General features: G+C 41.6%; 19 protein-coding genes. 15 read left to right on the forward strand and 4 right to left on the reverse strand.

What is annotated here, in order from left to right; translation table 11 throughout:
- Nucleotides 1–30: 30 nt before the first annotated feature.
- A complete protein-coding gene (locus G586_RS0109275) occupies nt 31–2,448 on the forward strand; it encodes a clostripain-related cysteine peptidase (protein ID WP_081674301.1) in 2,418 nt (805 codons plus the stop codon).
- 112 nt (nt 2,449–2,560) lie between these two features.
- Here G586_RS0109275 and G586_RS25590 read toward each other — a convergent pair whose 3' ends face one another.
- The 3 genes from G586_RS25590 to G586_RS24855 are packed head-to-tail and all read right to left on the reverse strand — an operon-like array spanning nt 2,561 to nt 6,172.
- A complete protein-coding gene (locus G586_RS25590; protein ID WP_242831997.1) occupies nt 2,561–4,285 on the reverse strand; it encodes a redoxin family protein in 1,725 nt (574 codons plus the stop codon).
- Nucleotides 4,278–4,718, reverse strand: coding sequence for a CD1871A family CXXC motif-containing protein (locus G586_RS26955; RefSeq protein WP_035772876.1), 441 nt, complete (start codon nt 4,716–4,718; stop codon nt 4,278–4,280). The genes G586_RS25590 and G586_RS26955 overlap by 8 nt, the downstream gene beginning before the upstream one ends.
- 20 nt (nt 4,719–4,738) lie before the next feature.
- A complete protein-coding gene (locus G586_RS24855; protein ID WP_051204680.1) occupies nt 4,739–6,172 on the reverse strand; it encodes a TlpA disulfide reductase family protein in 1,434 nt (477 codons plus the stop codon).
- A 205-nt stretch (nt 6,173–6,377) separates the two neighbouring features.
- Between G586_RS24855 and G586_RS0109295 the strand changes: the two genes are divergently transcribed.
- From G586_RS0109295 to feoB, 13 genes are all read left to right on the forward strand, one after another.
- A complete protein-coding gene (locus G586_RS0109295) occupies nt 6,378–6,818 on the forward strand; it encodes a LytTR family DNA-binding domain-containing protein (protein WP_026527546.1) in 441 nt (146 codons plus the stop codon).
- Nucleotide 6,819: 1 nt separating this feature from the next.
- Complete coding sequence (locus tag G586_RS0109300; RefSeq protein WP_026527547.1) at nt 6,820–7,284, forward strand: DUF3021 family protein; 465 nt, start codon at nt 6,820–6,822, stop codon at nt 7,282–7,284.
- A 96-nt stretch (nt 7,285–7,380) separates the two neighbouring features.
- Complete coding sequence (locus G586_RS0109305; RefSeq protein WP_026527548.1) at nt 7,381–8,076, forward strand: ABC transporter ATP-binding protein; 696 nt, start codon at nt 7,381–7,383, stop codon at nt 8,074–8,076.
- 2 nt (nt 8,077–8,078) lie between these two features.
- Complete coding sequence (locus G586_RS0109310) at nt 8,079–8,870, forward strand: ABC transporter permease subunit (protein ID WP_026527549.1); 792 nt, start codon at nt 8,079–8,081, stop codon at nt 8,868–8,870.
- 174 nt (nt 8,871–9,044) lie between these two features.
- Nucleotides 9,045–10,388, forward strand: a complete 1,344-nt coding sequence (locus tag G586_RS0109315) for an ATP-binding cassette domain-containing protein (RefSeq protein ID WP_242831998.1) — start codon at nt 9,045–9,047, stop codon at nt 10,386–10,388.
- A gap of 84 nt (nt 10,389–10,472) precedes the next feature.
- Nucleotides 10,473–11,345, forward strand: a complete 873-nt coding sequence (locus G586_RS0109320) for an ABC transporter permease (protein WP_242831999.1) — start codon at nt 10,473–10,475, stop codon at nt 11,343–11,345.
- Nucleotides 11,346–11,369: 24 nt separating this feature from the next.
- On the forward strand, nt 11,370–13,376 hold the full coding sequence (locus G586_RS0109325) for a glycoside hydrolase family 3 protein (protein WP_026527552.1): 2,007 nt from the start codon (nt 11,370–11,372) through the stop codon (nt 13,374–13,376).
- Between the two features lie 23 nt (nt 13,377–13,399).
- Nucleotides 13,400–15,106: a bifunctional metallophosphatase/5'-nucleotidase gene (locus G586_RS0109330; protein WP_026527553.1), complete on the forward strand. Its 1,707-nt coding sequence runs from the start codon at nt 13,400–13,402 to the stop codon at nt 15,104–15,106.
- 33 nt (nt 15,107–15,139) lie between these two features.
- Complete coding sequence (locus G586_RS24860) at nt 15,140–17,176, forward strand: SpoIIE family protein phosphatase (RefSeq protein WP_051204681.1); 2,037 nt, start codon at nt 15,140–15,142, stop codon at nt 17,174–17,176.
- A gap of 85 nt (nt 17,177–17,261) precedes the next feature.
- A complete protein-coding gene (locus tag G586_RS0109340) occupies nt 17,262–18,809 on the forward strand; it encodes a sodium/proline symporter (RefSeq protein WP_026527554.1) in 1,548 nt (515 codons plus the stop codon).
- A 223-nt stretch (nt 18,810–19,032) separates the two neighbouring features.
- On the forward strand, nt 19,033–19,881 hold the full coding sequence (locus G586_RS0109350) for a DegV family protein (RefSeq protein ID WP_026527556.1): 849 nt from the start codon (nt 19,033–19,035) through the stop codon (nt 19,879–19,881).
- A gap of 16 nt (nt 19,882–19,897) precedes the next feature.
- Nucleotides 19,898–21,091 (forward strand): N-acetylglucosamine-6-phosphate deacetylase, encoded by a 1,194-nt coding sequence (gene nagA / locus G586_RS0109355; RefSeq protein ID WP_026527557.1) that lies wholly within the window; start codon nt 19,898–19,900, stop codon nt 21,089–21,091.
- Nucleotides 21,088–23,430, forward strand: coding sequence for a ferrous iron transport protein B (gene feoB / locus G586_RS0109360; RefSeq protein WP_026527558.1), 2,343 nt, complete (start codon nt 21,088–21,090; stop codon nt 23,428–23,430). The genes nagA and feoB overlap by 4 nt, the downstream gene beginning before the upstream one ends.
- A 76-nt stretch (nt 23,431–23,506) precedes the next feature.
- Here feoB and G586_RS0109365 read toward each other — a convergent pair whose 3' ends face one another.
- Nucleotides 23,507–24,934: an APC family permease gene (locus tag G586_RS0109365; protein WP_026527559.1), complete on the reverse strand. Its 1,428-nt coding sequence runs from the start codon at nt 24,932–24,934 to the stop codon at nt 23,507–23,509.
- 235 nt (nt 24,935–25,169) lie between these two features.
- On the opposite strand from G586_RS0109365, the gene G586_RS0109370 reads away from it, so the two are divergent.
- Complete coding sequence (locus G586_RS0109370; RefSeq protein WP_026527560.1) at nt 25,170–25,910, forward strand: TraX family protein; 741 nt, start codon at nt 25,170–25,172, stop codon at nt 25,908–25,910.
- The last annotated feature ends 580 nt before the right edge of the window (nt 25,911–26,490 follow it).

Raw genomic sequence — 26,490 nt, forward strand, 5'->3', positions numbered from 1 at the left:
TGTATTTTGAGCGGAAAGGAGAATAGGAAAATGCATAGATTAAGTTATAAAGAGTGTAACCGATCTATACGCATGCTACGTGGAAGATTACTTAGTATGTTATTGCTGCTTGCATTTGTTTTTGTCACTCTTTTTGGGAGAACATTTACCACCTTGGTACATGCAGAAAAGACTGAGGAAGAACAATCGGAAGAGACTGAGGAAGAACAATCGGAAGAGACTAAGGAAGAATCATCGGATAGCACTGAAGAAACCGATGATGAGACGTCTGATGCCATACATGAATTATCACCTATTGACAAGAAAGGTGCAGCTAAGATAGATAAGTTTCCTGCCATTGATAAGGATGAAACCTGGACTATATGTATCTATATGACCGGTTCAAACCTTGAGGATGGAAATAGAAATTCCCTTTCTGATTTATGTGATTATATGTCTGAAAAAAGCATTGCTGAGCATAAAGCAGCCAAATATGAGAAAAACTATGAAATGCTTATGCAATATGAAGAAGAGCTTTCTGCATCGGGATTGGATTTTCCTGCATTTTATTATGAGCCTGAACCGTATCTGGAGAAAATGGATGCTGACGATAATAGTGAAGAAATAAATGAATTTTACGGAGCCGCAACTAAGGATATTTCCGAGATGACTTCGGGAATCTGGTCTGATAACATTAAGATTGTTGTTCAAACAACAGGAGCAAAATTTTGGAAGAACCAGATGGTTAATCCTAACCGTACACAACGCTTTGAGTACTATAAGGGAAACTTTCACGAGGTGGATAATCTTCCTGCTCAGGATGGTGGAGATCCGGAAACACTTACCGGCTTTTTAAGGTATTGTAAAGACAACTATGAATCTGATCACCGCATGCTGGTATTGTGGAATCATGGAGGAGGACCCTTCGGATATGGACATGATTCAATATTTGACGGTTTTATGTCCCTGAGGGAGATGCGTAGTGCACTAAGAAACGTCTATCTTCCGAATATAAATAACCCGGCATTTGACATCATAGGATGTGATGCCTGCCTTATGAGTAATCTGGATGTTACACATTATCTTTATGGTTTTGCGGACTATTATTGTGTAAGTGAAGAAGTTGAGCCAGGAGATGGCTGGGATTATGGACCGTTCCTTAAAGCAATGACGGAAGATCCGACTATGAGCCCTGCAAAGGTTGGAAGAGCAATTGCAGATGCATACACAGATTTCTACATGGTTGACAATCTTTCATATTCATATTTATACAATCAAGTTACATTTTCAGTCATAGATGCAAGAAAGGCAGAAGAGCTATATAAAGCATACTGTGATCTGGCAAAGGTTCAGCTTTTAGATTCACTGGATAATCCCGGAGTCCTTGTTGATATAGAAAGATGTGCCGAGAGAGCTACATGTTATGCCATGGATGCATATAATAGCTATAATCTATGTGATATTGGTAATTATGTTGATTACATGATCGATAATTATCCGGATGAGTGCAGCAAAATAAAAGACCTTGTCGGAGAGACAGTACTTTACCACAGGGAAAATGGGTGGCTTGAAGAATCGGAGGGCATTAGTGTTTATATACCTTTTTCGGTAGACAATTTTCACGGTCTTTTAAAGTATCTGGATTATTTAAATAATGTTTGTGATGACAGAAGTACTATTGCTCTATATTACTACAAGCAATCGGGATGTCTTAATGAAAAACTGGAAGCATATGTTAAAACTCTTACAGATAAAAAGCCTGAAGTTTTGAATCTGGATGAATTTAAGACATTTGCTACAGCAGAACCTAAATTTGATGATGTTGGTTATCTTATTCCAATATCAGAAAAGCTTCAGGAGCTGATAGTAGATTATAATGTTGATTTTGCATTGGTGGATGAGAGTAATAATCAATTGATTAATTTAGGTACAGAGTATGGTGTGTATCTTGACGATGAGGGAAATCTTGCCAGCAACTTTGATGGTTACTGGATACATATGGATGGTATACCGCTTTATCTTGAACCTATAGGAATTGGAATGGATTATGCACAGTATCGTGCACATGTTAACTACAATTCTGAGGAGGCATATCTCGTCCTTACAAGAGATCTGAATACTGACGAGATATTTATAACGGGAATCAAGCCGGAAAGCGATGTATTTTCAAGTGAGGCTAATACAAGATCCTGCTATGATCTGGAAGAGGGAGCAATCATTGCACCAATCTATCAGATTATGGATATGGAAGCCGATGAAGCCTATTACATGGTAGGAGATGATATAAAATACTCAAAGAAAACAAACTTAGAGTATCAGAGTCTTGAGAATGGCAAATATGCTATAGCTACCAGGATTATAGATCAGCGAGGAGATTCCTATTATGGCAAGGTTATAAGTGTCTCAGTTAGTGACGGACAAATGAAAGACTGGCAGGTAGATACAAACTTCTATGGATCTGCATATTAAGTTAATACATAGAGTAGAAAATCAGGTTTCGCATGTAACTGAATTCAAAAGGTCGCACGATATATCCACCGTGCGACCTTTCTTTTAACCTTTCCGGTATTATTTATTTGTTTTATTCTGCTGCCTGTTTATAGAGCACTTCCAAAACCTCGGATGTTATTGAACCAACCTGATTGTATATTACCTCTCCTTTTCGGTTAAGAACAATTGTCTGAGGAAGTGCGAGGGACCCATTTACTATTTCAAATATCGTCTCATTTTCATCATCTATCACGAAAGGTATATCCCAGCCCTTTTCCGCGATATAAGCATTTACATCCTCTGTAGTAAGATTTGCATGTACGGCAAGCATTGCTATATCACCTTCATGCTCATGGTAAAGCTCATTGAAATGAGGAAGCTCCTTTACGCAGGGACCGCAGTAGGTTGCCCACAGATTTATGAAAACGACCTTGCCTCTTGTTTCTGCAAGATTAAAGCTGCTTCCATCGAGGCATGTCACCTCGAAATCCTGAAGCTTGTTACCGACTTCATAGCCGATAGGAGCAGTGCTTTCTTCTATTTCTGTAGCAGTATCTTCTGAGATATCAGCTTCTGCATTCGCATCGGAAACATCTGAGTTATCAACTTCTGCATCTGTAGAATCTGAGGCGGTATCTGTATCGTCGTCCTTTTTAGCTGTTTCAGTATTTTCGTTATTATCAGCTTCCTGGTCACTATTTGATAGTTCGGTGCCCTTATCCTCATCTGATTCGTCATTTGCTTCGTTTGAAACAGTGGCTTCAGTATTCGAAGACGGAGCAGGAGCAGCGCTCTTTGGCTTCAGTGAGGGATCAAGGAAGTTAGTCCATACAAGGGCAACTACCAGAGCAAGGGCTGCAATAAAGCAGAAGACGGGTCCAATTTTCTTGAATTTTTTAACTTCTTCCGCATTCACAAACTCTTCCTTGGAAGGCTGTATCAAAGTGAACTTTCCTGCCTTCATGGATAGTGCGCCCTGATGACAACGGGCCACGCACTGTGCGCAGTGAATGCACTCATGGTCACCTACGGTTTTTACATCCATTTTACAGAATCTCACGCAGACACCGCAGTTATTACAACGGTCAGTGTCAATTTTTACACCTATTACAGCCAGCTTATTGAACATTCCGTAAATTGCTCCAAGCGGACACAAGAACCGGCAGAAGGATCTGTAGCAGAATATACATGCAAGGCCGATTATTACCATGATTATGAATTTTTGTGTAAAAATGGGCCCAAGCATGGACAGGAAGGATAGGTTTTTGGGAATCATCCCCATAGCTCCTTCAAAGGTTCCGGCGGGGCATATATACTTACAGAATCCGGGAACCGGTATACCCTGGAAAATTCCATAATACACTGGGATCGCTACCACAAAAATAACTATGATAATATATTTTAGATAACTGAGGGTCCTGGTAAAACGGCTCTTTTTCAGTTTTGGAGTAGGAATCTTATGAAGGAGCTCCTGGATCATTCCAAGAGGGCAGATCCACCCGCAGATAGTTCTGCCAAGCAGCATTCCATATAAAAGGATGACACCAAGCACATAGAAGCCGATATGTTTATTCAGTGAACCCAGGGCATTTTGTATAGACCCAAGCGGACAGGCACCTATAGCGCCCGGGCATGAGTAGCAGTTAAAGCCGGGAACACATATTGCTTTAGACTTCCCTGTAAAAATTTTGCCCTCTGCAAATCCCCGTAAATGTGCATTATAAAGAAGAGCACTATAAAGTTGAATGATTCTGCGTTTTGTGGGCTTGTGAGCTTCCCACCAGGAAATTCTTGTTGAAGAAATATTATTATCCAAGGCCAATACACTCCGTACATATCTTGGATGCTTTAATAAAAACATCACCCATGCTACCGTTGAAGATACCGATAACGATGAAAACTATGGCAAGTACAAGGACAACAAGTCTAACCCTGCTAACCGACTCTTTTGTTCTTTCGTCAGCCACATTTTTCCCGATATCGATACCGGTTACTATTTTATCCTGACTATCGTCCCGTATTCCAAGCACTGCATTTATAATTGTTACTGCTATTGCTGCAAGGAAAACGGGTAACACAAAAACAGCTTTAGAGGTAATTGCTTCTACCGTGTATATGTTCGCCATGGGATTTTCTGCGCGAGCCCTGAGACCTGTCAGATAAATTGAAAGGTCAGAGCCGATCAGTACTGCTGCGGTCAGAGCACATAAAACGGCTTGTATTGTCAATAAAACTGTTTTTTTGTTCATAATTGATCTCCCTGAAATTTTTATTTCTTTTCAAGTATTAATGTAAGATCACAATATTTATCTTCTGTGTAATATACATTGTTGTCTGGTTTGTAGTTATCAGGTGCCTTTAAAATATGCACCTCATATACGCTCTCTTCATCATTAAAGGAAACCATGCCGCTTTCACCGGTTACAGCCATTTTGCATATATCATTGGCACAGAACTGAACCGTAACACCGGAAACAGGGTTTTTATCCTTATCAACTACAAAAATTCTGTATGCACCACCAGAATCATTTAGAACATTATTTTCATGATCGGATAAGGAAATTTCACCAGAGAGGATGCTGTCAATCCGAGGTCCATACTTGCTCACAGAGGCACCTACGATCGGGAGACAAACAACATAACCATTTCTGTCTACATAGAATGAGGTGGGCCAGGATTTAACCTCAAGAGAGGTATCCCATCCATCCCAGGGGAGAATATTCAGGTAGGTGACACCTGATTCCGCCATTATATCGAGGCCATCATTTATTGTTTTCTGATCTGTACCATCTCCCAAAAGTCCAACAATAGCGCAGTCCTTTTGTGACAATTCTTTATTTAGCGTTTCCAGATCGGGAAGCTCTTCTATGCAGTAATGGCACCAGGTAGCCCATACATTCAGCATTGTGACTTCGTGCTGTGAGAAAATCTCATCGCTTGTGATTGTGTTTCCATCAATATCCTTAGTTGTGAAGGAGAGCTTACTGCCAACCAGATTTGCGAAAGGTCTCTCGGGTGCAGTAAATGTAGCATTTCTGATAAGCTCATCCTTAAGACTAATCAGGGTTTCATATTCAGTTGCGTATTCATCTTGAAACTGTGAGTTGAAGCCGGCATCACCGGTAAATTCATAAAATGTACAGCCATCTACAGTGGTGAGCTTATGGAAACTGCTTTCAGAGTATTTTTCAGAAGCGGGCATACCCTCATTAATATAGTCAACAAGCTCGGTCAGGCTTCGATTATCATCGATGCCGAAGATAAAGAAAATAGAGTCAGCCTGTCTGGCGAGGGCCTCCGTTTCTTCTTCAGTTACCTCTTCTTTTGTGAGATAGTTAAAAAATTCTTCTTCAGTTACCCCATAATAAATGGCGCTTGCATAATATATTCCGTTTCCGCTTGAAATATCCTGGCTGCTGTAATAAATATATCCGTCGGTATTAACAAACTCCTCCGGAAGATTTAAGGTCACGCCTGCATCAGGTAACACTTTTTCATTATATTTTGTGTTATCGCTATCAGTAGCAGGAGTGCTGCTCATCGGAACATTTCCCTCTGAGATGGAAAGGAAATCCAGAAGCTGATGATCAGCAGCTTCTGAATCTGCGACAGGTGCTGAATTTTCAGAACCACATGCAAGCATGTTCAGTGATAAACATGCAATCATTGTTACTGAAATTAGCATACGAAAAAATCTTTTCATTATATTCATTCCCTCATATCAGAAGAACAGGATATTCCTAATAATCATTATAACTAGGCAATAATGCAAATAATATTAATTATTTGAGATATTTAATTAAAAAAATATGAAACACATATATATTAAGTAGGGTATTATGAATATGTAATGCGAATCGGGGTATGGACCTGTTTAAGAGCTTTGAGACGAAAAACGGAATAAAAATATGAAAATTGACATTCAGAAGATTACTGATGGGGAGGAAAGCGTAGTAGTCAGATATATAGAGCGCACACCCATGATAAACAGAATAATAGGAATTCTTGAGAATCCGGAGAACAAACTTTGGGGGAAAACTGAGAGCGGAAGTGTATGCGCTGACATAGCAGATCTCCTTTATTTAGAGTCGGTGGATGATAAGCTTTTTGCTTATACCGGAGATAAAGTCATGAGGATTGAGGGCACACTTAATTCTTTCATGATGGATATGGATGATGGGAGCTTCTTTAGATGCAGTAAATCCATGGTCATAAATGTAAATCGGGTGAAGGCGCTAAGGAGCCTTTCATCAAACAGGATTGATGCGACTATGGAAGGCGGAGAGCACATTATCATATCAAGAAGATATGCCTCTGACTTTAGAAGACTTTTGAAAGGGGAGAGATAAAATGAAGGATGACAAGAAGCTTACGCTGTGGGAACGATATCTGACACAGGAAATCGGCATTGAGTTCAAGGCATGTCTTTATTTCTTTGCTTTTTTGTTTTTCTATTGCTGCTACAGGATGCTGAACGGCATTTTTGATGCCAGTATTCTTCACATGACGGTGCTGATTTTTACCTGTTACTTTATCGGATACATTCAGGTTTATCTTCTGTGGAACTTCGATGAGGCTGACAGCCTGGGAGTCAGGGAAATATTTGGAATGGTCATCTGTACAGCACTTTATTGTATTGTGTCATGGTTTGGGAACTGGTTTGATAAGAGAATTGTAGTTACTTTGGTATTCGCCGCTTACATTTTGCTTACCTACTTCTGCGTGTTCCTGATCTACAGATCCAAGCGAAGAATAGATGATAAAAAGCTTAACGAAGAGCTGAGATTATTCCAGACAAATCACCAAAAAAAGTGAATGATAAAGGCAAAATAGTGCACCTTACGGGAACATGTATTGTTCCCGTTTTTTATTTTTGATATGTATAAGATACAAGAATAAAGGAGGCGCGTTATGAGTAAAAAAGTAATTGAGATAAATAATCTTACAAAGAGCTACGGAAAGAGCAGGGGAGTAATTGATGTTTCTTTTAGCGTTGAGGAGGGAGATATTTTTGGATTTCTTGGACCAAACGGAGCGGGCAAATCTACCACCATCCGTTCAATGCTTGGATTCCTTAAGATAAATTCAGGCAGTATAAAGATTCTCGGTATGGACAGCATAAAGGACCATGAAAAGATCCTGAGGGATGTGGGTTACATGCCCTCTGAGGCATGGTTCTACGATAACATGAAGGTCTCTGACGTAATAAAATATGCAGCAGATGTCCGCGGTCTTGACTGCACAGAAGAGGCTGGGAAAATTTGCGAGATACTAAAGGTCGATATCAAAAAGAGAATAAAGCAGCTTTCTCTTGGAAACAGAAAAAAGGTAAGTATCGCCTGTGCAATGCAGCATAAGCCAAAGCTTTTTATATTTGATGAGCCCACAAGCGGTCTTGATCCTCTTATCCAGAAAAAGTTCTTTGGACTGATAAATGAATATGTGGATAATGATGCTACCTGCCTTCTTTCTACACATGTTCTCTCTGAGGTTGATAAGTATTGCAGACATGCCGCAATAATGCGAGAAGGCAGGCTGATGATGCTTGAAACACCGCATATTGATGATGAAACATTTTTGAGTTTTTACGAGGATGAGGAGGAATAATTATGAGAACAGTTTTGAAAAGAGAATTAATTCAAAATATAAAGAATCTGCTTATATGGAGCATTTCAGTGGGAATTCTGGGGCTTATATGTATCCTTTTGTATGAGTCTATGCAGGGTGATATGAAGGAGATGGCAGATGCCTTCTCCAACATGGGAGCTTTTTCTGATGCCTTTGGAATGAGCACCTTAAGTATCGCTTCATTAAAAGGATACTTCGCAACTGAGATTGGTGCTGTACATGGCCTTGGAAGTGGAATGTTTGCCGCAATTACAGCCATAAGCATCATTTCAAAGGAAGAGGATGGGCATACAGGAGAATTCACCTTTTCCCTGCCGCTTTCAAGGTCTAAGATCATTGCTGCAAAGGGAATATGTGTTGCAATCATGCTGGTTGTTTTCACAGCAGTCTGTACTGTATTTTATATCGTTGGATTTAAGATTCTTGGTGAAGATATGCCAATGGATCAGTTCTTCACCTTTATGGGGAGTCAGCTCCTTATGAACGCGGAGATTGCAGGTATATGCTTCGGTCTATCCTCTCTTGCCGGCAAAAACAGAATAGGTCTTGGACTTGGAATTGCACTTCTCCTATACAGCTATGATGTCATGGGCAGAGTAGTGCCTGATCTTAAGGACAGCCTTTTTTGGGGGCCTTATTCCTACTGCAATGCCGCTGAGATTTTCACAGGAGCTGATACGCCTGCAAAAGCACTTGTGGTGGCAGTAATAGTGCTTGCTCTTGGAGTTTTGTTCGCATTTTGGAATTACAACAGAAGAGACCTTGCAAGCTGATATATAAAAAGATTAAAGTTTTCTAAAAAACGAATACAATGGCTCGATTTTTCATCCCCTAAATTATTATAATAGACATATAAATTGGGGAGATGGGAAAACGGTATTGAAAAAGGCTTTGGGCGTCAAAGAGATTTGACGTCTCTGGTCTTTTTTGCGTTTTAGGAGGATTATATGGCAAGCACAATGAATTTAAATATAGGCCACATTATTGATGTTATTTTGTATATCCTGACTTCTTTGGGGTATATGAAACTGTTTGAAAAATGCGGTATTAGTAAACGATGGGCATGGATTCCGCTTACAAAGGAATACCATCTGGCACTTTGTGCTGATAGGGAAGAAGAAGGGAAAGTTTACGTTGGGATTCGTGCTTTTTTATACCTTCATAGTATTTTTACAGCTATTCCACATAATTTTAATAATTACATATTGTCTATAGCTGTAAGTGTATTTGGTATTTTGGCTTTTGCTATGAATATCACCGAGCTTGTGTATTTGACCAGAATTTATACAGGTCTTGTCAAGCTGTTTGGAAAATCAAGAAAATGGGTACCTGTTTTGGTTTTATTTGAGGCGATAGCAGTATTATACTGGGGCTTTAACTCTGACTATAAACCCACAAAGAGGGCAGCGGATGTGTCTGAGATAGCTGCAGCTAAGGTGTTTGGCACGGATATAGAGAGTATTCAGGAAGGCCTTACGGTAAACATCAAAGAGCGTACAGCTATAGATTTTTTCCGCAAAAAGGTCCTGTTAAAGGACATTCATATGTGTATCCCCAAAGGGCATATGGTGCTTCTTCTTGGCGGTTCCGGTGCCGGTAAGACGACATATCTCAACGCTATAACCGGATATGAACCTGCTGATGCACATATTCTGCTTGGCAATAATGATGTGTATCTCGACTACGCGGAAATGATGTATGACATAGGTTTTGTGCCACAGCAGGATCTTATGAGGGGGAATGATACCGTATGGCTTACTCTTTACGATGCGGCAACGCTGCGTCTTCCTTCAAGTGTTTCCCTTGGTGAAAGAAATAAAAGAATAAATGCGGTTCTTGAGCAGTTCGGACTTACGGCTGTAAAGGACAGTCTTGTAGAGAAGCTCTCCGGTGGGCAGAGGAAGAGATTGTCTATTGCTATGGAATTTATATCTGATCCCACACTTTTCATACTTGATGAGCCTGATTCCGGACTCGATGGCGTGGTAGCAAGGAACCTTTTTGAAAAGCTTCGTTCAATTGCGGATGAAGGAAAAATTGTTGTTGTCATAACACACACACCTGACAGAGTAATAGATCTATTTGACGATGTTATTGTTCTTGCGAAGGATGCAAATAAAACAGGACGTCTTGCCTGGTATGGCCCTGTGAAGGACGCCTATGAATTCTTTGGAAAAACATCCATGGAAGAGATCCTTCTTTCAATCAATCAAAAGGATGAAGGCGGTGAGGGAAGAGCCGACGAATTTGTCTCTAAATATGCGGACAGAATAGGAAAAATGGTGGGGTGATCAATGGTGAATGGAAGAAGAAAGATTGTAAGACGAAGAGGCAGGGTATCGCAAACGATTATTTATCTGGGGAAGCTGTTTCGAATGTTTCTTTTTCAAAACGACTGGAAGGTGCTTCCTATGTCAGCAGTTATCGCGGGGCTTGTGGCCTTTGCGGTGGGTGGCAACATCTTCAAGACTATGGAAGGAACCTTAATGGGAACCTTCGCGTTGTCGTGCGTTTGCATATGGAACGGATTTTTTAATTCAATTCAGTCTATCTGTCGAGAGAGGGCAATAGTAAAAAGAGAGCACAGGTCCGGGCTTCACATAAGCTCTTATATCCTGGCGCACATGATATATCAGGCAGTTCTTTGTCTTCTACAGGTAGTGATAATGATTCTTGTCAGCACGAGGATGGGGGTAAAGATGCCGGATAAGAGTCTTGTCACCTCATTTCCGCTAGTTGATATTGGGATATCATTGTTCCTTATAACATATTGTGCTGATATGCTGGCACTTTTGATTTCATCCTTTGCAAAGACAACGACGGCAGCTATGACAATCATGCCGTTCATGCTCATAGTGCAGCTTCTGTTTTCCGGGGCATTTTTCAATCTCCCTGAGCAGGCTATGCCGTTTACAAAACTTACCGCAACAAAATGGGGGCTCACAGCCCTGTGTGCGCAGGGCGATTATAACTCGCTTCCCATGGTCAGTCTTTGGAATAATGCAGTAAAGATGAAGAACTATGAGGTAGGTGGTGAGAAACCGCTTCAGGATGCTCTCGTTGAAATAGAAAAAAAGAATAAACGAGAGGAAATTCTTTTGAAATGCGCAGAGCAGAATCAGAATCCCAATTATGCATTTGATGTGAATGTAGTTTACACGTGCTGGGGATGGATCATAGGATGGACACTTTTTTATATTCTGGTAGCGGTGATAATACTGGAGAGAATAGATAAGGACAGAAGATAATAAAAAAGGATGGAGGCTAGGCTAATGAAGGGCTTTTGTAAAAGAATTATTTCTACTGGTGTGGTAGCTATACTGGCAGCCGGTACATTTTTAATGCCGGCATATGCAGGGGGCTATATTCCTGAGGTACAGGTAGATGAAACAATCGAGAATATGACACTGGATGAGAAAATATCCCAGATGATAATACCTGCCATAAGAACCTGGAATGAGGAAAATGTAACAGATCTTGAAGCTTTTCCCGTACTTAAGGAAGTACTTAAAAAGCATCAGTATGGTGGCATTATTCTTTTTGGCTCAAATATAACAGGAAATGATCAGATCACACAGCTTATAAATGACCTTCAGAAGAATAACAGCGAAAATTCGGAAGTGTCGACAAATATCCCCTATTTGTTACCGGTGGATGAGGAGGGCGGAATAGTTATACGTCTTACTGCAGGAACACGTATGACAGGAAATATGGCCATAGGAGCAACTCCTGATGCTGAGAATAATGCGAAAAAGACAGGAGAAATTCTTGGGGAAGAGCTCGCGGCTGTAGGCTTTAACGCCAACTATGCACCTGATGTTGATGTAAACAATAACCCTTCAAACCCGGTTATCGGAACCAGATCCTTTTCTGATGATCCCGCAAAGGTCGGAAAACTTGGCATAGCATACGCAAGAGGACTTGAAAAGAACAATATTATTGCTACATTTAAGCACTTCCCGGGACACGGCGATACAAGTGTTGATAGTCACATAGGAACACCATCTGTTGAGAAAACCTATGATGAGATAAAAAAGACGGAGCTTGTTCCCTTCAAAGAAGCTATTGGTCATGGCGCGGATATGATAATGACAGCGCATATAACCTTCCCGCTAATAGATGAGGAAGTTACATATGGTGATGGAGTAACAAAGGGATTCTATCCGGCTACTATGTCGAAGAAGATCATCACAGATATCCTTCGAGGTGATCTTGGCTTTAATGGCGTCGTTGTAACAGATGCACTTGAAATGGATGCCATAAGAACTGCAGGACTCGTACCCGGCAAGGAGGATTCTTCGGAATACCATGTAAATATTGCAACAGAGGTTATCAATGCCGGTGCTGATATTTTGCTTCTTCCAAAGGACCTTAATAACTCTGAGGTGGCTACATTCTATGACGAATACATAGAAGGACTCTCGAATAAGGTAGAGTCCGGAGAAATAAGTGAAGAGAGAATAAATGAGAGCGTAAAACGCATACTGATGCTCAAAGCAAAATATGGAATCTTTGATCCTGAAAACAAAGCTCCTGAGGAGGAAGACATCGAGACAAGAATAGAGAATAGTAAGGAAATTGTGGGCTCAAAGGCTCATCATGATGAAGAAATGAATATGGCTAAGGAGGCTATTACGCTTCTGAAAAACGATGATAATCTTCTTCCGCTTTCAAAAGAAATGAAGAGTATTGTATTTTTCGGAAGACAGCCGGCGGATCTGACAAATATAGGCTATGCAATAGACAACATGAAAAAACAGGGATATATCTCTGAGGATGCAGTATCCAGGGTGTATTACTACTATGACTCTTCCGCTGATGAGAAACTAAATTATACCGATGAGATGAAGTCGGATATAGAAAAAGCTGATGCGGTAATAGCTTTTTCATATGCAGGAGGAAATGGTGCGCTGGACAAGGAGAGTGAGCAGTTTATAGCTCTTCACAATGCACTTGATGATGTGCATAAGGGAGGAGGGAAATTCGTTTTGCTTAGCGAAAATCTTCCCTACGATGCAGCCATTTATGACGATGCTGATGCAATCGTTCTTGCGTATATGGGATCGGGACTGGGAGTTGATCCCACCGATAAATCCGACAACGGTGGAATGCAGGCAATAAACGCAAACATAATTGCGGCCATAGAAACAATTTGCGGTGCAAATTCACCTAAAGGAAAACTCCCTGTAAATGTTCCGGTTGTAGAAGAGCAGCAGGATGGGACATTAAGTTATGGTACTGAGTACCTGTATAAAAGAGGTGCAGGATTAACATATTAATTTTTATGAAGGAGAGAATGAGTATGGAGAGAATAAGTATGAGGCGGATAATTTCAGTTTTTCTGACTGTGCTGATGTTGATTCTTGTAATTTATCCCTGCACGGTAAAGGCTGCCGGAGCAAATGATAAGAAGGAACAAGGCACAGAGAAAAACGGTGACGTGTATATCCTTTTTACAAGTGATGTGCACTGCGGTGTTTCCAAGGGATTTGGATATACCGGATTATATGAGATCAGAAAGAACCTTGAGGAGCAGGGATATGAAACTATCCTTGTTGATGACGGTGATTCAATTCAGGGTGAAGCCATGGGGACCATTACAGATGGTGAGGCCATCGTAGACCTTATGAATGATCTTCAGTACGATGTGGCAATTCCCGGCAATCATGAGTTTGATTATGGAATGGATACATTTCTGAATCTTGCAAATAAAAAGGCAAAGTTTAAATACATAAGCTGCAATTTTAATAAAGATGGAGAGCTTATTTTTGATCCCTACACAATTATAGAGGCAGCCGGAATGAAGATTGCCTTTGTTGGCGTTACAACTCCCGAAACCATTACCACTTCGACTCCTGCTTATTTCCAGGATAATAAAGGAAATTATATTTATGGCTTCATGGGGGATAAGACAGGCGAAGGCGTTTACAAAGCTGTCCAGGAAGCTGTTGATGCCGCAAGAAAAGAAGGAGCAGACTTCGTTTATGTTATGGGACATCTTGGAAATCAAGATATCTGTGAGCCCTGGACATATGCCGATGTAATTGAAAATACAAACGGTATTGATGTTTTTCTTGATGGGCACAGCCATGATACCGACCAGGTTGTCATGAAGAATAAAGACGGTGATGAGGTAACAAGGGCAGCAGTCGGAACAAAGCTCAACTGTATCGGCTATAGTCATATTTCAGCTGATAAGGAAATAGTGGAGACTGATGTGTGGAGCTGGCCTAACAGTGAATCTGCACCAAAGCTTCTTAACATTGAAAACGATATGGCTGACAAGGTTGCAAAAAAGGAAGATGAGCTTGAAAACACACTTAAAAAGGTTGTGGCTAAGACAAGTATAGAGCTGACGATATTTGATCCTAAGGAAAAGGATGATTCGGGAAATCCTATCCGCATGGTTCGCAGATCTGAGACCAATCTTGGTGATCTTTGCGCGGACGCATGTAGGGATCAGACAGGAGCTGACATTGCCTTTGTAAATGGCGGTGGCATTCGTGCTGTTATTGAGAAGGGCAATATTACTTATGAAGACATAATCAATGTTCATCCTTATGGAAATATGGTAAGTGTGCTTGAGCTATCAGGACAGCAGATACTTGATGCCCTTGAGTGGGGAGCAAGATCTGTACCTGATGAATCAGGCGGATTCCTTCAGGTTTCAGGACTTACCTATGAGATCGATGCTTCCGTAAAGAGTCCCTGCTCAGAAGATGAAAACTCTATGTGTACCGGAATTAAGGGTACGCGAAGAGTTAAGAATGTCAAGGTGGACGGAAAGGATATTGATCCTAAAAAGACCTATACAGTTGCCGGAAATGAATACTTAATGCAGCAAAATGGTGATGGATTCACTGCATTTGACGGAGCAAAGGTAGTGCAGGATAGGATTAAACTGGATAATCAGGTTCTTATTGATTATATAGTTGATACTCTTGGCGGATCTGTTGGAGAGGAATACGCAGATCCATTTGGAGAAGGAAGAATTACCATCACAGAATAAAGAGTTATGAAAATGTTTTTTCAGAGGTAGTCTATGCTTACAATGATCATTAAAATGTCCGGGATCACACTGCTTTATATTTTACTTACCGTAGCAGTCTGGTATTGGACCAAGGAAAAGGAACTTGCGATATTCCATAAGCTCGTTATAGGAATTGTATTCGGAATAAGCTCGGTTTTATCCACTCATTTCGGAGTTGCCTTTGAGAATATGGTAATAAACGTAAGAGATATAGGCCCGCTTGCCGCAGGTTTGTTCTTTTCGCCCTCTGCCGGTGTGATTGCCGGACTTATAGGAGGTATTGAGAGATACATTGTAGGCACATATTTCGGGATCGGTTCCTACACACGAATAGCCTGTAGCGTTTCAACATGTCTTGCCGGCTTTGTGGCTCTTGTCATGAGGGTTAAGGTATTTAACGGGAAAAAACCGGCGCCTCTGTATGCTTTCTTCATGGGCGCGGTGATGGAAGTTTTCCATATGTATGTTGTGTTTATAACACATCATCAGGACATGAGAATGGCATTCACGGTAGTAAGCACCTGCTGCGTTCCGATGATTATATTTACCGGCCTTGGACTTTCCGTATCATCCATTTTGCTTCAGGTGTTTACGGATGAGTGGATAAATCCCTTTGAAAAAACTGAGGATGAGCGGACTCCGATTTCCCAGAAATTCCAGAGATATCTGTTTGCGGTAATATCGATAGTAATACTTGGGAATTTTATATTCACATATATTCTTCAGACACAATCCGCATATCAGGATAGCACGAATACTATCTCAGAGAATGTTGAGACTATCAGGAAAAACTTTTTGCTGGACAGGTTTAACCTTGAAGCTGATCACAATGTTAATTATGAAATTATCGGACCTGACCATGTCGTAATAAGAGGTCAGAGTGAGGGAAAAGAGTTACCTGCGGATGAATATGAGCGTTTTAGCGAAAACAGGGAAAAGTTTTTTGAAGGCCTGCTGTGGGGTGAGAAATCACTGATTTATGTTAATGAGGTAAATGAGAAGACAATTCTTGTATGTGCCATGAAGAAAAGCGAGGTTTACTGGTACAGAGATGCTGAGGCTTATGAGATAGCGCTGGCTGACATACTTCTTTTCACGGTTATTTATGTTTTGATCGCATATCTTGTAAACCAGATCGTTGTTAATAATATCAGGCTGATCAACCAGTCACTTTCCAAGATTACAAACGGTAATCTGAACGAGGTGGTAACTGTCAGGAATTCATCTGAATTTGCGTCACTTTCAGATGATATCAATCAGACCGTAGTTACACTAAAAGGGTATATTGCAGCTGCGGAGAAGAGAATAGAGCAGGAGCTGATTCTCGCAAGAACAATCCAGGAATCAGCTCTTCCCGGAAACTTTGAATTCCCTGACCGGGATGAGTTTAAGCTCTTTGCATCCATGAAGGCAGCAAAGGTAGTAGGTGGCGATTTCTACGATTTCTTCTTTATTGACAGGGATAAGATCGCTCTCGTAATTGCTGATGTATCCGGAAAAGGAATACCGGCAGCGCTGTTTATGATGCGCAGTAAAACTGCCATAAGAAGCTTTGCTGAAATGGGCGGATCTCCCGAGGAGATTTTCATAAAGGCAAACACAGAGCTCTGCGAGGGCAACGAAGCAGAGATGTTTGTCACGGCATGGATAGGAATAGTTGATCTGAGAACAGGTGTCATGCGCTGTGCAAATGCAGGCCATGAGTATCCTGCTATATGCCATAAGGGCGGAGAGTATGAACTTATAATGGATAAGCATACTCTGGCCCTTGCGGCAATGCCGATGACAAAGCCTAAGGAATATGAGATACAGCTGCAGCCGGGTGACAGACTCTTTGTATACACTGACGGTGTGGCAGAGGCTCTGAATGAAAAAATCGAACAGTACGGCACTGAGAGGATGATAGAAAACTTAAATACCACTACTTCGATGTCTGTTGACGAAACCCTCTCAGCCATGTCGGAGAGCCTTACAAAGTTTAAAGGTGAAGCTGAGCAGTTCGATGATATTACTATGCTTAGTTTCGAATTCATAAAAATGAGTGATTGATTTAGAAAGTTGTTTTCTTTACCCCTTTAATGTGCTAAAATGATAAAGCGTTATCATTATGAAAAAAGTTAAAGGGGATAAGAAAATGACACTCTCACAAATTGGTATTATCATTTCTATTCTGGTCTATCTGTCCGGAATGCTTCTGGTTGGATTTGTAAGTTCAAGGGATACTAATGACGTCAAGGATTTCTATCTTGGCGGCAGAAAGCTCGGACCGTTTGTAACGGCCATGAGTGCCGAGGCTTCGGATATGAGCTCATATCTGCTTATGGGTGTGCCCGGTGTTGCTTATTTCTCCGGTATCGCTGATGCGGGCTGGACGGCAGCAGGACTTATAGTTGGTACATATCTTAACTGGCTTTTCACAGCAAAGAGACTTCGTAACTATACAGAGTCACTGGATGCTATCACAATTCCGGATTATTTCAAAAAGCGCTTCAAGGATGACAGTAATATACTGCTGTGTATCGGAGCTGCTTTCATTCTGATCTTTTTCGTTCCTTATACAGCTTCAGGATTTTCAGCATGCGGTAAGCTTTTCTCATCTTTGTTTGGTGTAAACTATCAGCTTGCTATGATCGTTTCAGCTGTAATCATCGTCGGATATACAACAACCGGCGGATTTCTTGCAGCATCAAAAACCGACTTTATTCAGTCTATAGTTATGACTGCAGCTCTGTTCTTTGTAGTTGGTTATGGAATTATCTCAGCCGGAGGATTATCTGCAGTAAGCAATAATCTTCAGAACATGCAGGGCTTTTTGGATATCAATGCCACATACAATAATGCTACAGGCAGTGCTGATTCTTATGGCTTTTTCAGTAAGGTTACAACCTTCTGCTGGGGACTTGGATACTTCGGAATGCCTCATATCCTTTTGAGATTCATGGCTGTTCGCAAGTCATCAGAGCTTAAGCTTTCAAGAAGAATTGCTTCCGTATGGGTTGTATTCTCACTTGGTATTGCGGTTATCCTTGGTATTGTCGGACGTGCAATGACACAGAGTGGAGCTTTGGAATCACTTATTGAAGATCCCACAAGTGCATCAAAAGCAGAGACTCTTATCGTAGTTCTTGCGCAGCAGATAAGTGAGCACAATTTCATCTTTGCACTTATCGCAGGTATGATCATCGCAGGTATTCTTGCTTCAACAATGTCTACTGCAGATTCACAGCTCATCGCTGCTTCATCCGCGGTTTCCGAGAATGTTATTCAGGAGACTCTTGGAATCAACCTTACAGAGACAGCAGCTATGCTGACTGCAAGAGCAACACTTATCGCAGTTGCAGTTTTCGGTGTTATCATCGCATGGAATCCCAACAGCTCAGTATTCGGAATCGTATCCTTTGCATGGGCAGGATTTGGTGCAGTATTCGGACCTGCAATGATTATGTCTCTCTACTGGAAAAGAGCAAACAAGTTCGGAACAATCGCAGGTATGGTATCCGGCGGTGCCATGGTATTTATCTGGAAATACCTTGTAAGACCTATCGGAGGCTTCTGGAATCTCTACGAGCTTGCTCCTGCATTTTTAGTAGCAATCATCATGATCGTTGTTGTAAGTCTTGCAACAGCTGAGCCTGATGAGGATATGGTAAGAGAGTTCGAGCACGTTTCAAAGATGTCATAATTTTTGTGCGAGCATCGTATAGAAATAAGCCTTCCTGCTCTGGAGGAAGGCATACACAAAAAGCCTTCTCCCTCTGGAGGAAGGTATACACAAAAAGCCTTCTCCCTCTGGAGGAAGGCATACACAAAAAGCCTTCTCCCTCTGGAGGAAGGTATACACAAAAAAGCCTTCTCCCTTTGGGAGAAGGTGGCGCGTAGCGCCGGATGAGGGGTAGAAAAATCACATGAGCCTAAGAATAATCACAGATTCAGCAACCGATATATCACAGAAGCAGGCCGATGAGCTTGGAATCACAGTTCTTCCTTTGAAGGTAAGATTCGGTGAAGAAGAATTTCTTGATGGGGTGACCATGCCCTACAATAAGTTCTACGAGAGGCTTGTTGAGTCTGATGAGCTTCCCAAGACCAGTCAGATTCCGCCCTTTGAGTATGGAGAGGAATTTGGGAAGGCTGTAGAAGCAGGTGATGAGGTTATATGCTTCACGCTTTCAAGTAAGGTGTCCGGCTGTTACCAGAGCGCATGTATTGCCGCTGATGATTTTGACGGTAAGGTGCACGTCATCGATACCCTGCAGTTTTGCATATCGGAAGCCATAATTGTCTTACGCGCTGTAAGGCTCAGAGATGAAGGCAAGAGCGCCAAGGAAATCGTAGACATAATTGAAGAGGAGAAAAAGAAAGCGAGAGTTGTTGCTGTCTTCGACACTCTGGAATATCTAAAGCTAGGTGGAAGAATTTCTTCCGCCGCAGCTTTTGCAGGAGGAGTTCTTTCAATCAAGCCTGTTATTACGATTGAGGATGGTGCGGTTGCGGTTATCGGAAAGGCAAGAGGATCCAAGAACGGAAACAATATGCTGATCCAATATATCGATAAGCACGGCGGAATCGATTTTAGTAAGCCATATATGTTAGGTTATACAGGACTTTCCGATGCACTTTTGATAAAATATAGGGAGGACAGTAAACACATTTATGAGGGCGATGTCGCTGACATTCCGATAGCAAATGTCGGAGCTACCATCGGTACCTATGCGGGACCCGGTGCCATTGCCTGTGCATACTTCGAAAAATAATATTGAATGAGGGCTTATGATCATAAAGAATGCTAAAGTTTTCACCGATAATTTCAGCTTCGAAGAAAAAACAATATATATAACCGGAGGTCGTATTACGCGTATCGCCGATGCTAAAGAGAACCCTGATGCAAATAGTGAAGGAGAAGATATCCTTGATGCATCGGGGCTTTTTGCGGTTCCGGGGCTTGTTGATATTCATTTTCATGGTGCAGTGGGGCACGACTTTTGTGATGCCGATGCGGATGCTCTTTTAGAGATAGCAAAGTATGAGGCGGCAAACGGAGTCCTGGCAATCTGTCCTGCGACCATGAGTTATAACGAAGAGATTCTTGATAATGTCATTGATGCTGCGAGGGCATTTGCTGCTGCTTATGAGAATTTTGAAGAAGTGTCAGCGCCTTCTGATAAAAATTCAGTCGCTTCTTTAGTGGGCATCAATATGGAGGGACCCTTCATCAATCCTGAAAAGGCAGGAGCACAGAATCCCGAGTATATAATGAAGCCTGACCGGGAAATGTTTTTAAGGCTCCAGTCACGAAGCGGAGGACTAATTAAGCTCGTTGATATGGCACCTGAGATGGATGGAGCGATGGAGTTTATAGAGCGTTTTTCAAAGGAAGCAGTGATATCTATCGCGCACACTGCCTGTGATTACGATACTGCTAAAAAGGCATTTTTACTTGGCGCAAAGCATATGACGCATCTTTTCAATGCAATGCCTGGAATTAATCACAGAACTCCCGGGCCCATTCCTGCGGCAAGGGAGGCTGACGCGGAGGTTGAAATCATAGCTGACGGCATCCATGTTCACCCTGCTATGGTAAGGCAGACCTTCGACATGTTTTCAGAGGATAAGGTGATCCTTATATCGGACAGCATGGAAGCCACCGGACTTGAGGATGGCACTTATCAGCTGGGAGGACAGTCAGTTACTGTCTCCGGTAAAAAGGCTGTGCTTTCCGATGATGGTAAAACTATTGCCGGCTCTGTGACAAATCTTTTTGACTGTATGAAAACAGCCGTGCTTGAAATGGATATTCCACTTGAAGTTGCGCTGAGAGCTGCTACAATTAATCCCGCAAAATCCATCGGAATCGATAAGGATTACGGAAGTATTTCGGTAGGAAAATTTGCCAATATCGTTCTGATGGACGATAATCTAAATATAAGAAATATAATTAATAAGGGCTCTAAGGAGATTTCATGAATTTAAGATCATTGCCGATAGGGCAGTCGGCTGTTATCAAAACCGTTGGCGGAAGCGGTGCACTTCGCCAGCACTTTTTAGATATGGGAGTTATTCCCGGAGCGGAGGTTACCGTTATAAAATTTGCACCGATGGGTGACCCAATGGAGCTTCAGGTACATGGTTATCAGCTCACTCTTCGTCTTGCGGATGCGGAGAAGATAGAGATTGAGACGATACCTGAGCGTACAAACAAACACGACAGAATCACTAAGATAGAGAATTCTTTCCATCCCGGACTCGGCGAGGATGGTATTTTCCATAAAGAGGGTGAGGGAGAAAAGCTTCCCGAGGGAACCCTTTTAACCTTTGCGCTCGTAGGTAATCAGAACTGCGGAAAGACAACACTTTTCAATCAGCTTACAGGTTCAAACCAGCACGTGGGCAATTTCCCCGGCGTAACCGTAGACAGGAAGGACGGACCTATTAAGGAATTTCCTGACACACTGGTTACCGATCTTCCCGGAATTTATTCAATGTCTCCCTACAGTAGTGAGGAGATCGTATCAAGAAATTTTGTTTTATCCGAGCATCCCAAAGCAATAATCAATATCGTTGATGCGACGAATATCGAGAGAAATCTTTACCTCACGATGCAGCTTCTCGAGATGGGAATTCCCATGGTAGTTGCGCTCAACATGATGGATGAGGTTAAGGGCAATAACGGCTCCATCGATATCAATAAGATGGAGGAACTCTTGGGAGTGCCTGTCGTACCGATATCTGCCGCAAAAAACGAGGGTGTTGCAGAGCTTGTAAGACACGCAGTGCATATTGCAGCTTATCAGGAAAAACCTGTTGAGCAGGATTTTTGCCAAAAGAGTGATCACGGCGGAGCAATTCACAGAGCGATTCATACGGTTCAAAATATCATAGAGGATCATGCTGAGAAAGCAGGACTTCCGATAAGATTTGCCACAACAAAGGCAATAGAGGGAGACAAACTTGTATTTAATAAGCTTGGTCTTGATGACAACGAACTTGAAATGATCGAGCATACTATTGTTCAGATGGAAAAAGATAGTGGCATGGACAGAGCAGCCGCTATTGCGGATATGCGCTACGACTTTATTGAGCGTGTCTGTGAGCAGACAGTTGTTAAGCCCGGTGAGAGTAAGGAGCGCATTCGATCAGAGAAGATTGATGAGATTCTGACCGGAAAATGGACAGCAATTCCATGCTTCATTCTCATCATGGGACTGGTATTTTATCTGACATTCATCGCAGTCGGACCATTTTTACAGGGCATTATTGAGATAGTAATAGATGCTTTTAAATCAGCTACGGAGAGCTGGATGGTTTCATCCGGAGTTAATGAAGTGGTTCAGGAACTGGTGCTTCAGGGAATCTTCGAGGGTGTAGGAAGCGTGCTGAGCTTCTTGCCGATTGTTGTTACCTTGTTTTTCTTCCTGTCCCTTATGGAGGACAGTGGATATATAGCAAGAGTCGCATTCTTCATGGACAAGATACTCAGAAGGATTGGACTTTCCGGCCGAAGTATAGTGCCGATGCTGATAGGCTTTGGATGTACGGTTCCCGCAGTAATGTCCACGAGAACGCTTCCTTCAAGGCGAGATAGAAGAATGACAATTCTTCTTACACCTTTTATGAGTTGTACGGCAAAGCTTCCGATTTATGCGTTCTTTGTAAATGCATTTTTCCCTAAGCAGGGCGGAATCATTACGATAGGACTGTATCTTCTTGGAATACTTGTTGGAATAATTATCGCTCTGATTTATAAGCATACATTGTTTAAGGGTGAAGCTGTTCCCTTTGTAATGGAGCTTCCAAACTATCGTATGCCGGGAGCAAGGAGTGTATTTCAGCTCCTTTGGGAAAAGGCTAAGGACTTTTTGACAAGAGCCTTCACGATAATTTTCCTTGCAACACTTGTTGTATGGTTTTTGCAGAGCTTTGATCTTCACTTCAATATTGTTAGTGATTCAAGCACAAGCATAATGGCAGTTATCGCCGGACTCCTTGTTCCGATATTTAAACCTTTAGGACTTGGAGACTGGAGAGTTGTAACTTCACTTATTACAGGATTTATCGCTAAAGAGAGCGTTGTCTCCACAATGGGAGTCCTCTTTGACGGAGGAGTAGAGACAGCTCTTACTGCTACCGCAGCAGCAACACTGCTTGTATTTTCACTTCTTTATTCACCTTGCGTGGCAGCAATCGCTTCCATAAGACGTGAGCTTGGCCGCAAGTATGCGATCTGCGTGGTATTATGGCAATGCGCTGTTGCGTGGATTGTGGCTATGATTGTGAGACTTATCTGTATGGTAACTATTGGGTGAATGAAATATTGATGTATAAAAAATCGCCACGGATTGATTTTATCCGTGGCGATTTTCTGATGTGCTTTAATTTGAATTAAGCTGCTTTTGACTTCTCATTCTTTGCAATGATAGGAAGAATTACTCCGAGTGCTGTGAGCACAAGAGGAGTGATTACGTTAAGTGCAAAGGTGAAAGGATCAGTGTCATACATACCAAGTATGCAGCTTGCTGCTGTTACAAGGAAGCACCATCCACCAAAGAAAAGTGCAACTCCCTGGTTCTTAACAAAGCGATACTCAGCTGGGAACTTATCAGCTGACTTTCTAAGTGCAATGTATGCGAAGAATACCCAGAGGTAACGAAGAGGCATACATACTGAATTGAGCTTTGTGAGCTGCTTAAGTACTGCAGCAGCACCGGGAACGAATGACTGAATCAGGATGATTGAACCTGAAAGGATAGCAACCATTTTGATTCCGTTGATATAAGCGCCGGACTCGTTCTTTTTAAGAAGACCGGAAGGAATGAACTCTCTTGCATCCTCGTTGTCGAGAAGCATACGAAGAGGAGCATCAATACTGATAACAAGTGTTGAAAGCTGACCAACCATGTTGCATACAGCATAGATGATAAGAAGCAGGTTACCAACATGATAGTAGTTGCCAAGCTTCTGGAAAGCCCAGTAGCTTCCGTTTGAGTTGTAAGCGTTGAAGCTCTCTGTTGATGCGTTGATCTCAGCGGGATCAAACATCATGCCCATAGCTATTGTTCCGAGCATTGCGCAGACAACAACCATGATTGCCAGAGTGATCATGGACTTAGGGAAGCCCTTACTGGGATTCTCAACCTTATTTACATAAGGAGAAATCTTCTCACATCCACCGACAGCAAATACAAGGATTGAAAGTGATGTAAAGTACTTAACATCAAACTGGGGGATGAGACTTTTTGCTGAAAAATCCATTGATACAAAGCTTGCACCGGGATTGATTGCAGGTGCAGCGAACATCATGATGATGTAAAGAATGGACATTACAAACATACTTGTTCCTGCAAGTGTTGCAAGCTTCTTAAGAGGATTAAGACCCTTTGATGCAACCCAGCAGAAGAACAGAAGGATCGCAAGTGTTACAAGCTGAACTGCAAGTGTAGGGAATGTGTCATATGTCTCACCATTTCTGAAAACAGCCCAGCTAAGAGCCTTAAGACCGCCTGATGATTTTGATGCGATATAAGTGATGTGGCAAGCCCAGTAAGTCCAGCCTGCATAATAAGCAACCTTTTTGCCTGTTGTATTGAGAATCCAGGAGCTTACACCACCACCTGAATTTTTGAATGCAGAACCAAGCTCACCAACCATGAGCGCGTAAGGAACAAAATAAAGTGCGAACATAAGTATCCAGCTGAAAATAACCTGAATACCATTGAAGTAAACGAAACCATTTAATACGTTACCAAAGCCCCAAACCGTTGAGAAAGCCATGAACGCAAGCGTGGTCCATTTCATACGTTTAGAATCCATTTTTTCAATACCTCCTAAATTTAAAATCCTTTTTTTACAAAACAGATTCGTTTATAGTGCAACTTATCTATACTACACCTATAATGATTATATGTCACTAATATTTGACAGGTGCCGTTACACTTTCCGATTTTTCGTGTAGATACTATGCCGTTTTACATATATTCTTAGTGCCATAGTTTTGTATTAATGTTAAGATGTTATAAGCGTTTAATTAACACGGAAGTCTCTGATCATGGGGATTCTTATTGGGGATAAGTTCTTAATGAATACCACAAAAAAGTATCAAATATTTGACGTAACTACGTTAAAAGTAATAGCTATTATCAGTATGGTCTTTGATCATGTAGGAGATGTGTTTTTTCCCGGAGTGTTATGGCTAAGAATGGTAGGACGGCTTGCTATGCCTTTGTTTGCATTCTGTATCGCCGAGGGGTACTGTCATACGAGGGATAAGAACAGATATCTTCTAAGGCTTGGGATATTCGCGCTTATAAGCAAAGCACCATTTGATCTGGCTTTTGATGGGGTAATAGGACTTGAACATCAGAATATTATGCTGACATTTTTCTTGTCCATTATTGCGCTGAGGTTGTTTGATCTTATTCGAGGGGAGAAGATTGCAACCAGTGGTAAGTACAGCGTATTTAAAACTATTCTTGGAGTTTTGGTGATTATAGTTTTCGCTTTTCTTGCACTCTTACTTAGGGCAGACTATACGTTTTTCGCTGTGATATCGGTATTCCTGTTCTATGTTTTCAAGGATTCCAAACATCTCATAAGGAGCGGGGTAGGTGTGGGATTTTTGGCTTTGACGAGAACCATGGGGTACTATTGCACGACAGGACTCAGCTTCATACCGCTGGCTATGTATAACGGTAAAAGGGGTAAGGGATTAAAATGGTTTTTCTACGCTTTCTATCCGGGGCATTTACTGGTGATATACCTTATAAAAAGATTTGTTTTTACGGTATGAGGCTAAGCCAATCACTTACAAAAAAGATAAGATACTAAGAGTTTAGAGGGGGCTAATATAATGGGGAATAATTATGGCAAAAAAAGAAAAAGAAGAAAAGAACAAGTTACACAAGGAATACGGACCGTTTCATAAATAAATTCCTTTCGGTTGTCGTAGGCGGAAACCCACTGCCCTTGGGCGGTGGGAGGAGCCTTGTAAATTGTTATCCAAGAACATACATGCTATAATGTACTCAACAGCAAGTTTTACGAGAAAACCGTTAGGTGCGCTGTTCACCAAAGGCACTCTTTGTACATTGGCAAGTATATATGAGGTTGTAACACATAAGTCTTGGTGTTACGTAAAATATACTCAAGCATTAGCGTTTACTGTACGGCATGGGAATATATTATCCGTGAGGTTAATATATAGAGTACCTGATACAGTTACAGATAAGCATGTCTTGTCTGTAAGGGGCGGTGTCGACCGTCCCATGATGCGACCCCACGGAAGTTACACCGACAAAATGTAGGAGTTATTGCAACAAACTACAGGGGAGTCGCAAGCCACGTACCTTTAGGTGCGTGGTAGTTGACAA

Source organism: Butyrivibrio sp. VCD2006, assembly GCF_000423925.1.
Classification (GTDB): Bacteria; Bacillota; Clostridia; order Lachnospirales; family Lachnospiraceae; genus Butyrivibrio.

Coding starts and splice junctions, on each gene's coding strand:
- G586_RS0109275 (WP_081674301.1), top strand. CDS start 31: ATGCATAGATTAAGTTATAAAGAGTGTAACCGATCTATACGCATGCTA.
- G586_RS26955 (WP_035772876.1), bottom strand. CDS start 4,718: ATGAACAAAAAAACAGTTTTATTGACAATACAAGCCGTTTTATGTGCT.
- G586_RS24855 (WP_051204680.1), bottom strand. CDS start 6,172: ATGAAAAGATTTTTTCGTATGCTAATTTCAGTAACAATGATTGCATGT.
- G586_RS0109295 (WP_026527546.1), top strand. CDS start 6,378: ATGAAAATTGACATTCAGAAGATTACTGATGGGGAGGAAAGCGTAGTA.
- G586_RS0109300 (WP_026527547.1), top strand. CDS start 6,820: ATGAAGGATGACAAGAAGCTTACGCTGTGGGAACGATATCTGACACAG.
- G586_RS0109305 (WP_026527548.1), top strand. CDS start 7,381: ATGAGTAAAAAAGTAATTGAGATAAATAATCTTACAAAGAGCTACGGA.
- G586_RS0109310 (WP_026527549.1), top strand. CDS start 8,079: ATGAGAACAGTTTTGAAAAGAGAATTAATTCAAAATATAAAGAATCTG.
- G586_RS0109315 (WP_242831998.1), top strand. CDS start 9,045: ATGGCAAGCACAATGAATTTAAATATAGGCCACATTATTGATGTTATT.
- G586_RS0109320 (WP_242831999.1), top strand. CDS start 10,473: ATGTTTCTTTTTCAAAACGACTGGAAGGTGCTTCCTATGTCAGCAGTT.
- G586_RS0109325 (WP_026527552.1), top strand. CDS start 11,370: ATGAAGGGCTTTTGTAAAAGAATTATTTCTACTGGTGTGGTAGCTATA.
- G586_RS0109330 (WP_026527553.1), top strand. CDS start 13,400: ATGGAGAGAATAAGTATGAGGCGGATAATTTCAGTTTTTCTGACTGTG.
- G586_RS24860 (WP_051204681.1), top strand. CDS start 15,140: ATGCTTACAATGATCATTAAAATGTCCGGGATCACACTGCTTTATATT.
- G586_RS0109340 (WP_026527554.1), top strand. CDS start 17,262: ATGACACTCTCACAAATTGGTATTATCATTTCTATTCTGGTCTATCTG.
- G586_RS0109350 (WP_026527556.1), top strand. CDS start 19,033: ATGAGCCTAAGAATAATCACAGATTCAGCAACCGATATATCACAGAAG.
- nagA (WP_026527557.1), top strand. CDS start 19,898: ATGATCATAAAGAATGCTAAAGTTTTCACCGATAATTTCAGCTTCGAA.
- feoB (WP_026527558.1), top strand. CDS start 21,088: ATGAATTTAAGATCATTGCCGATAGGGCAGTCGGCTGTTATCAAAACC.
- G586_RS0109365 (WP_026527559.1), bottom strand. CDS start 24,934: ATGGATTCTAAACGTATGAAATGGACCACGCTTGCGTTCATGGCTTTC.
- G586_RS0109370 (WP_026527560.1), top strand. CDS start 25,170: ATGGGGATTCTTATTGGGGATAAGTTCTTAATGAATACCACAAAAAAG.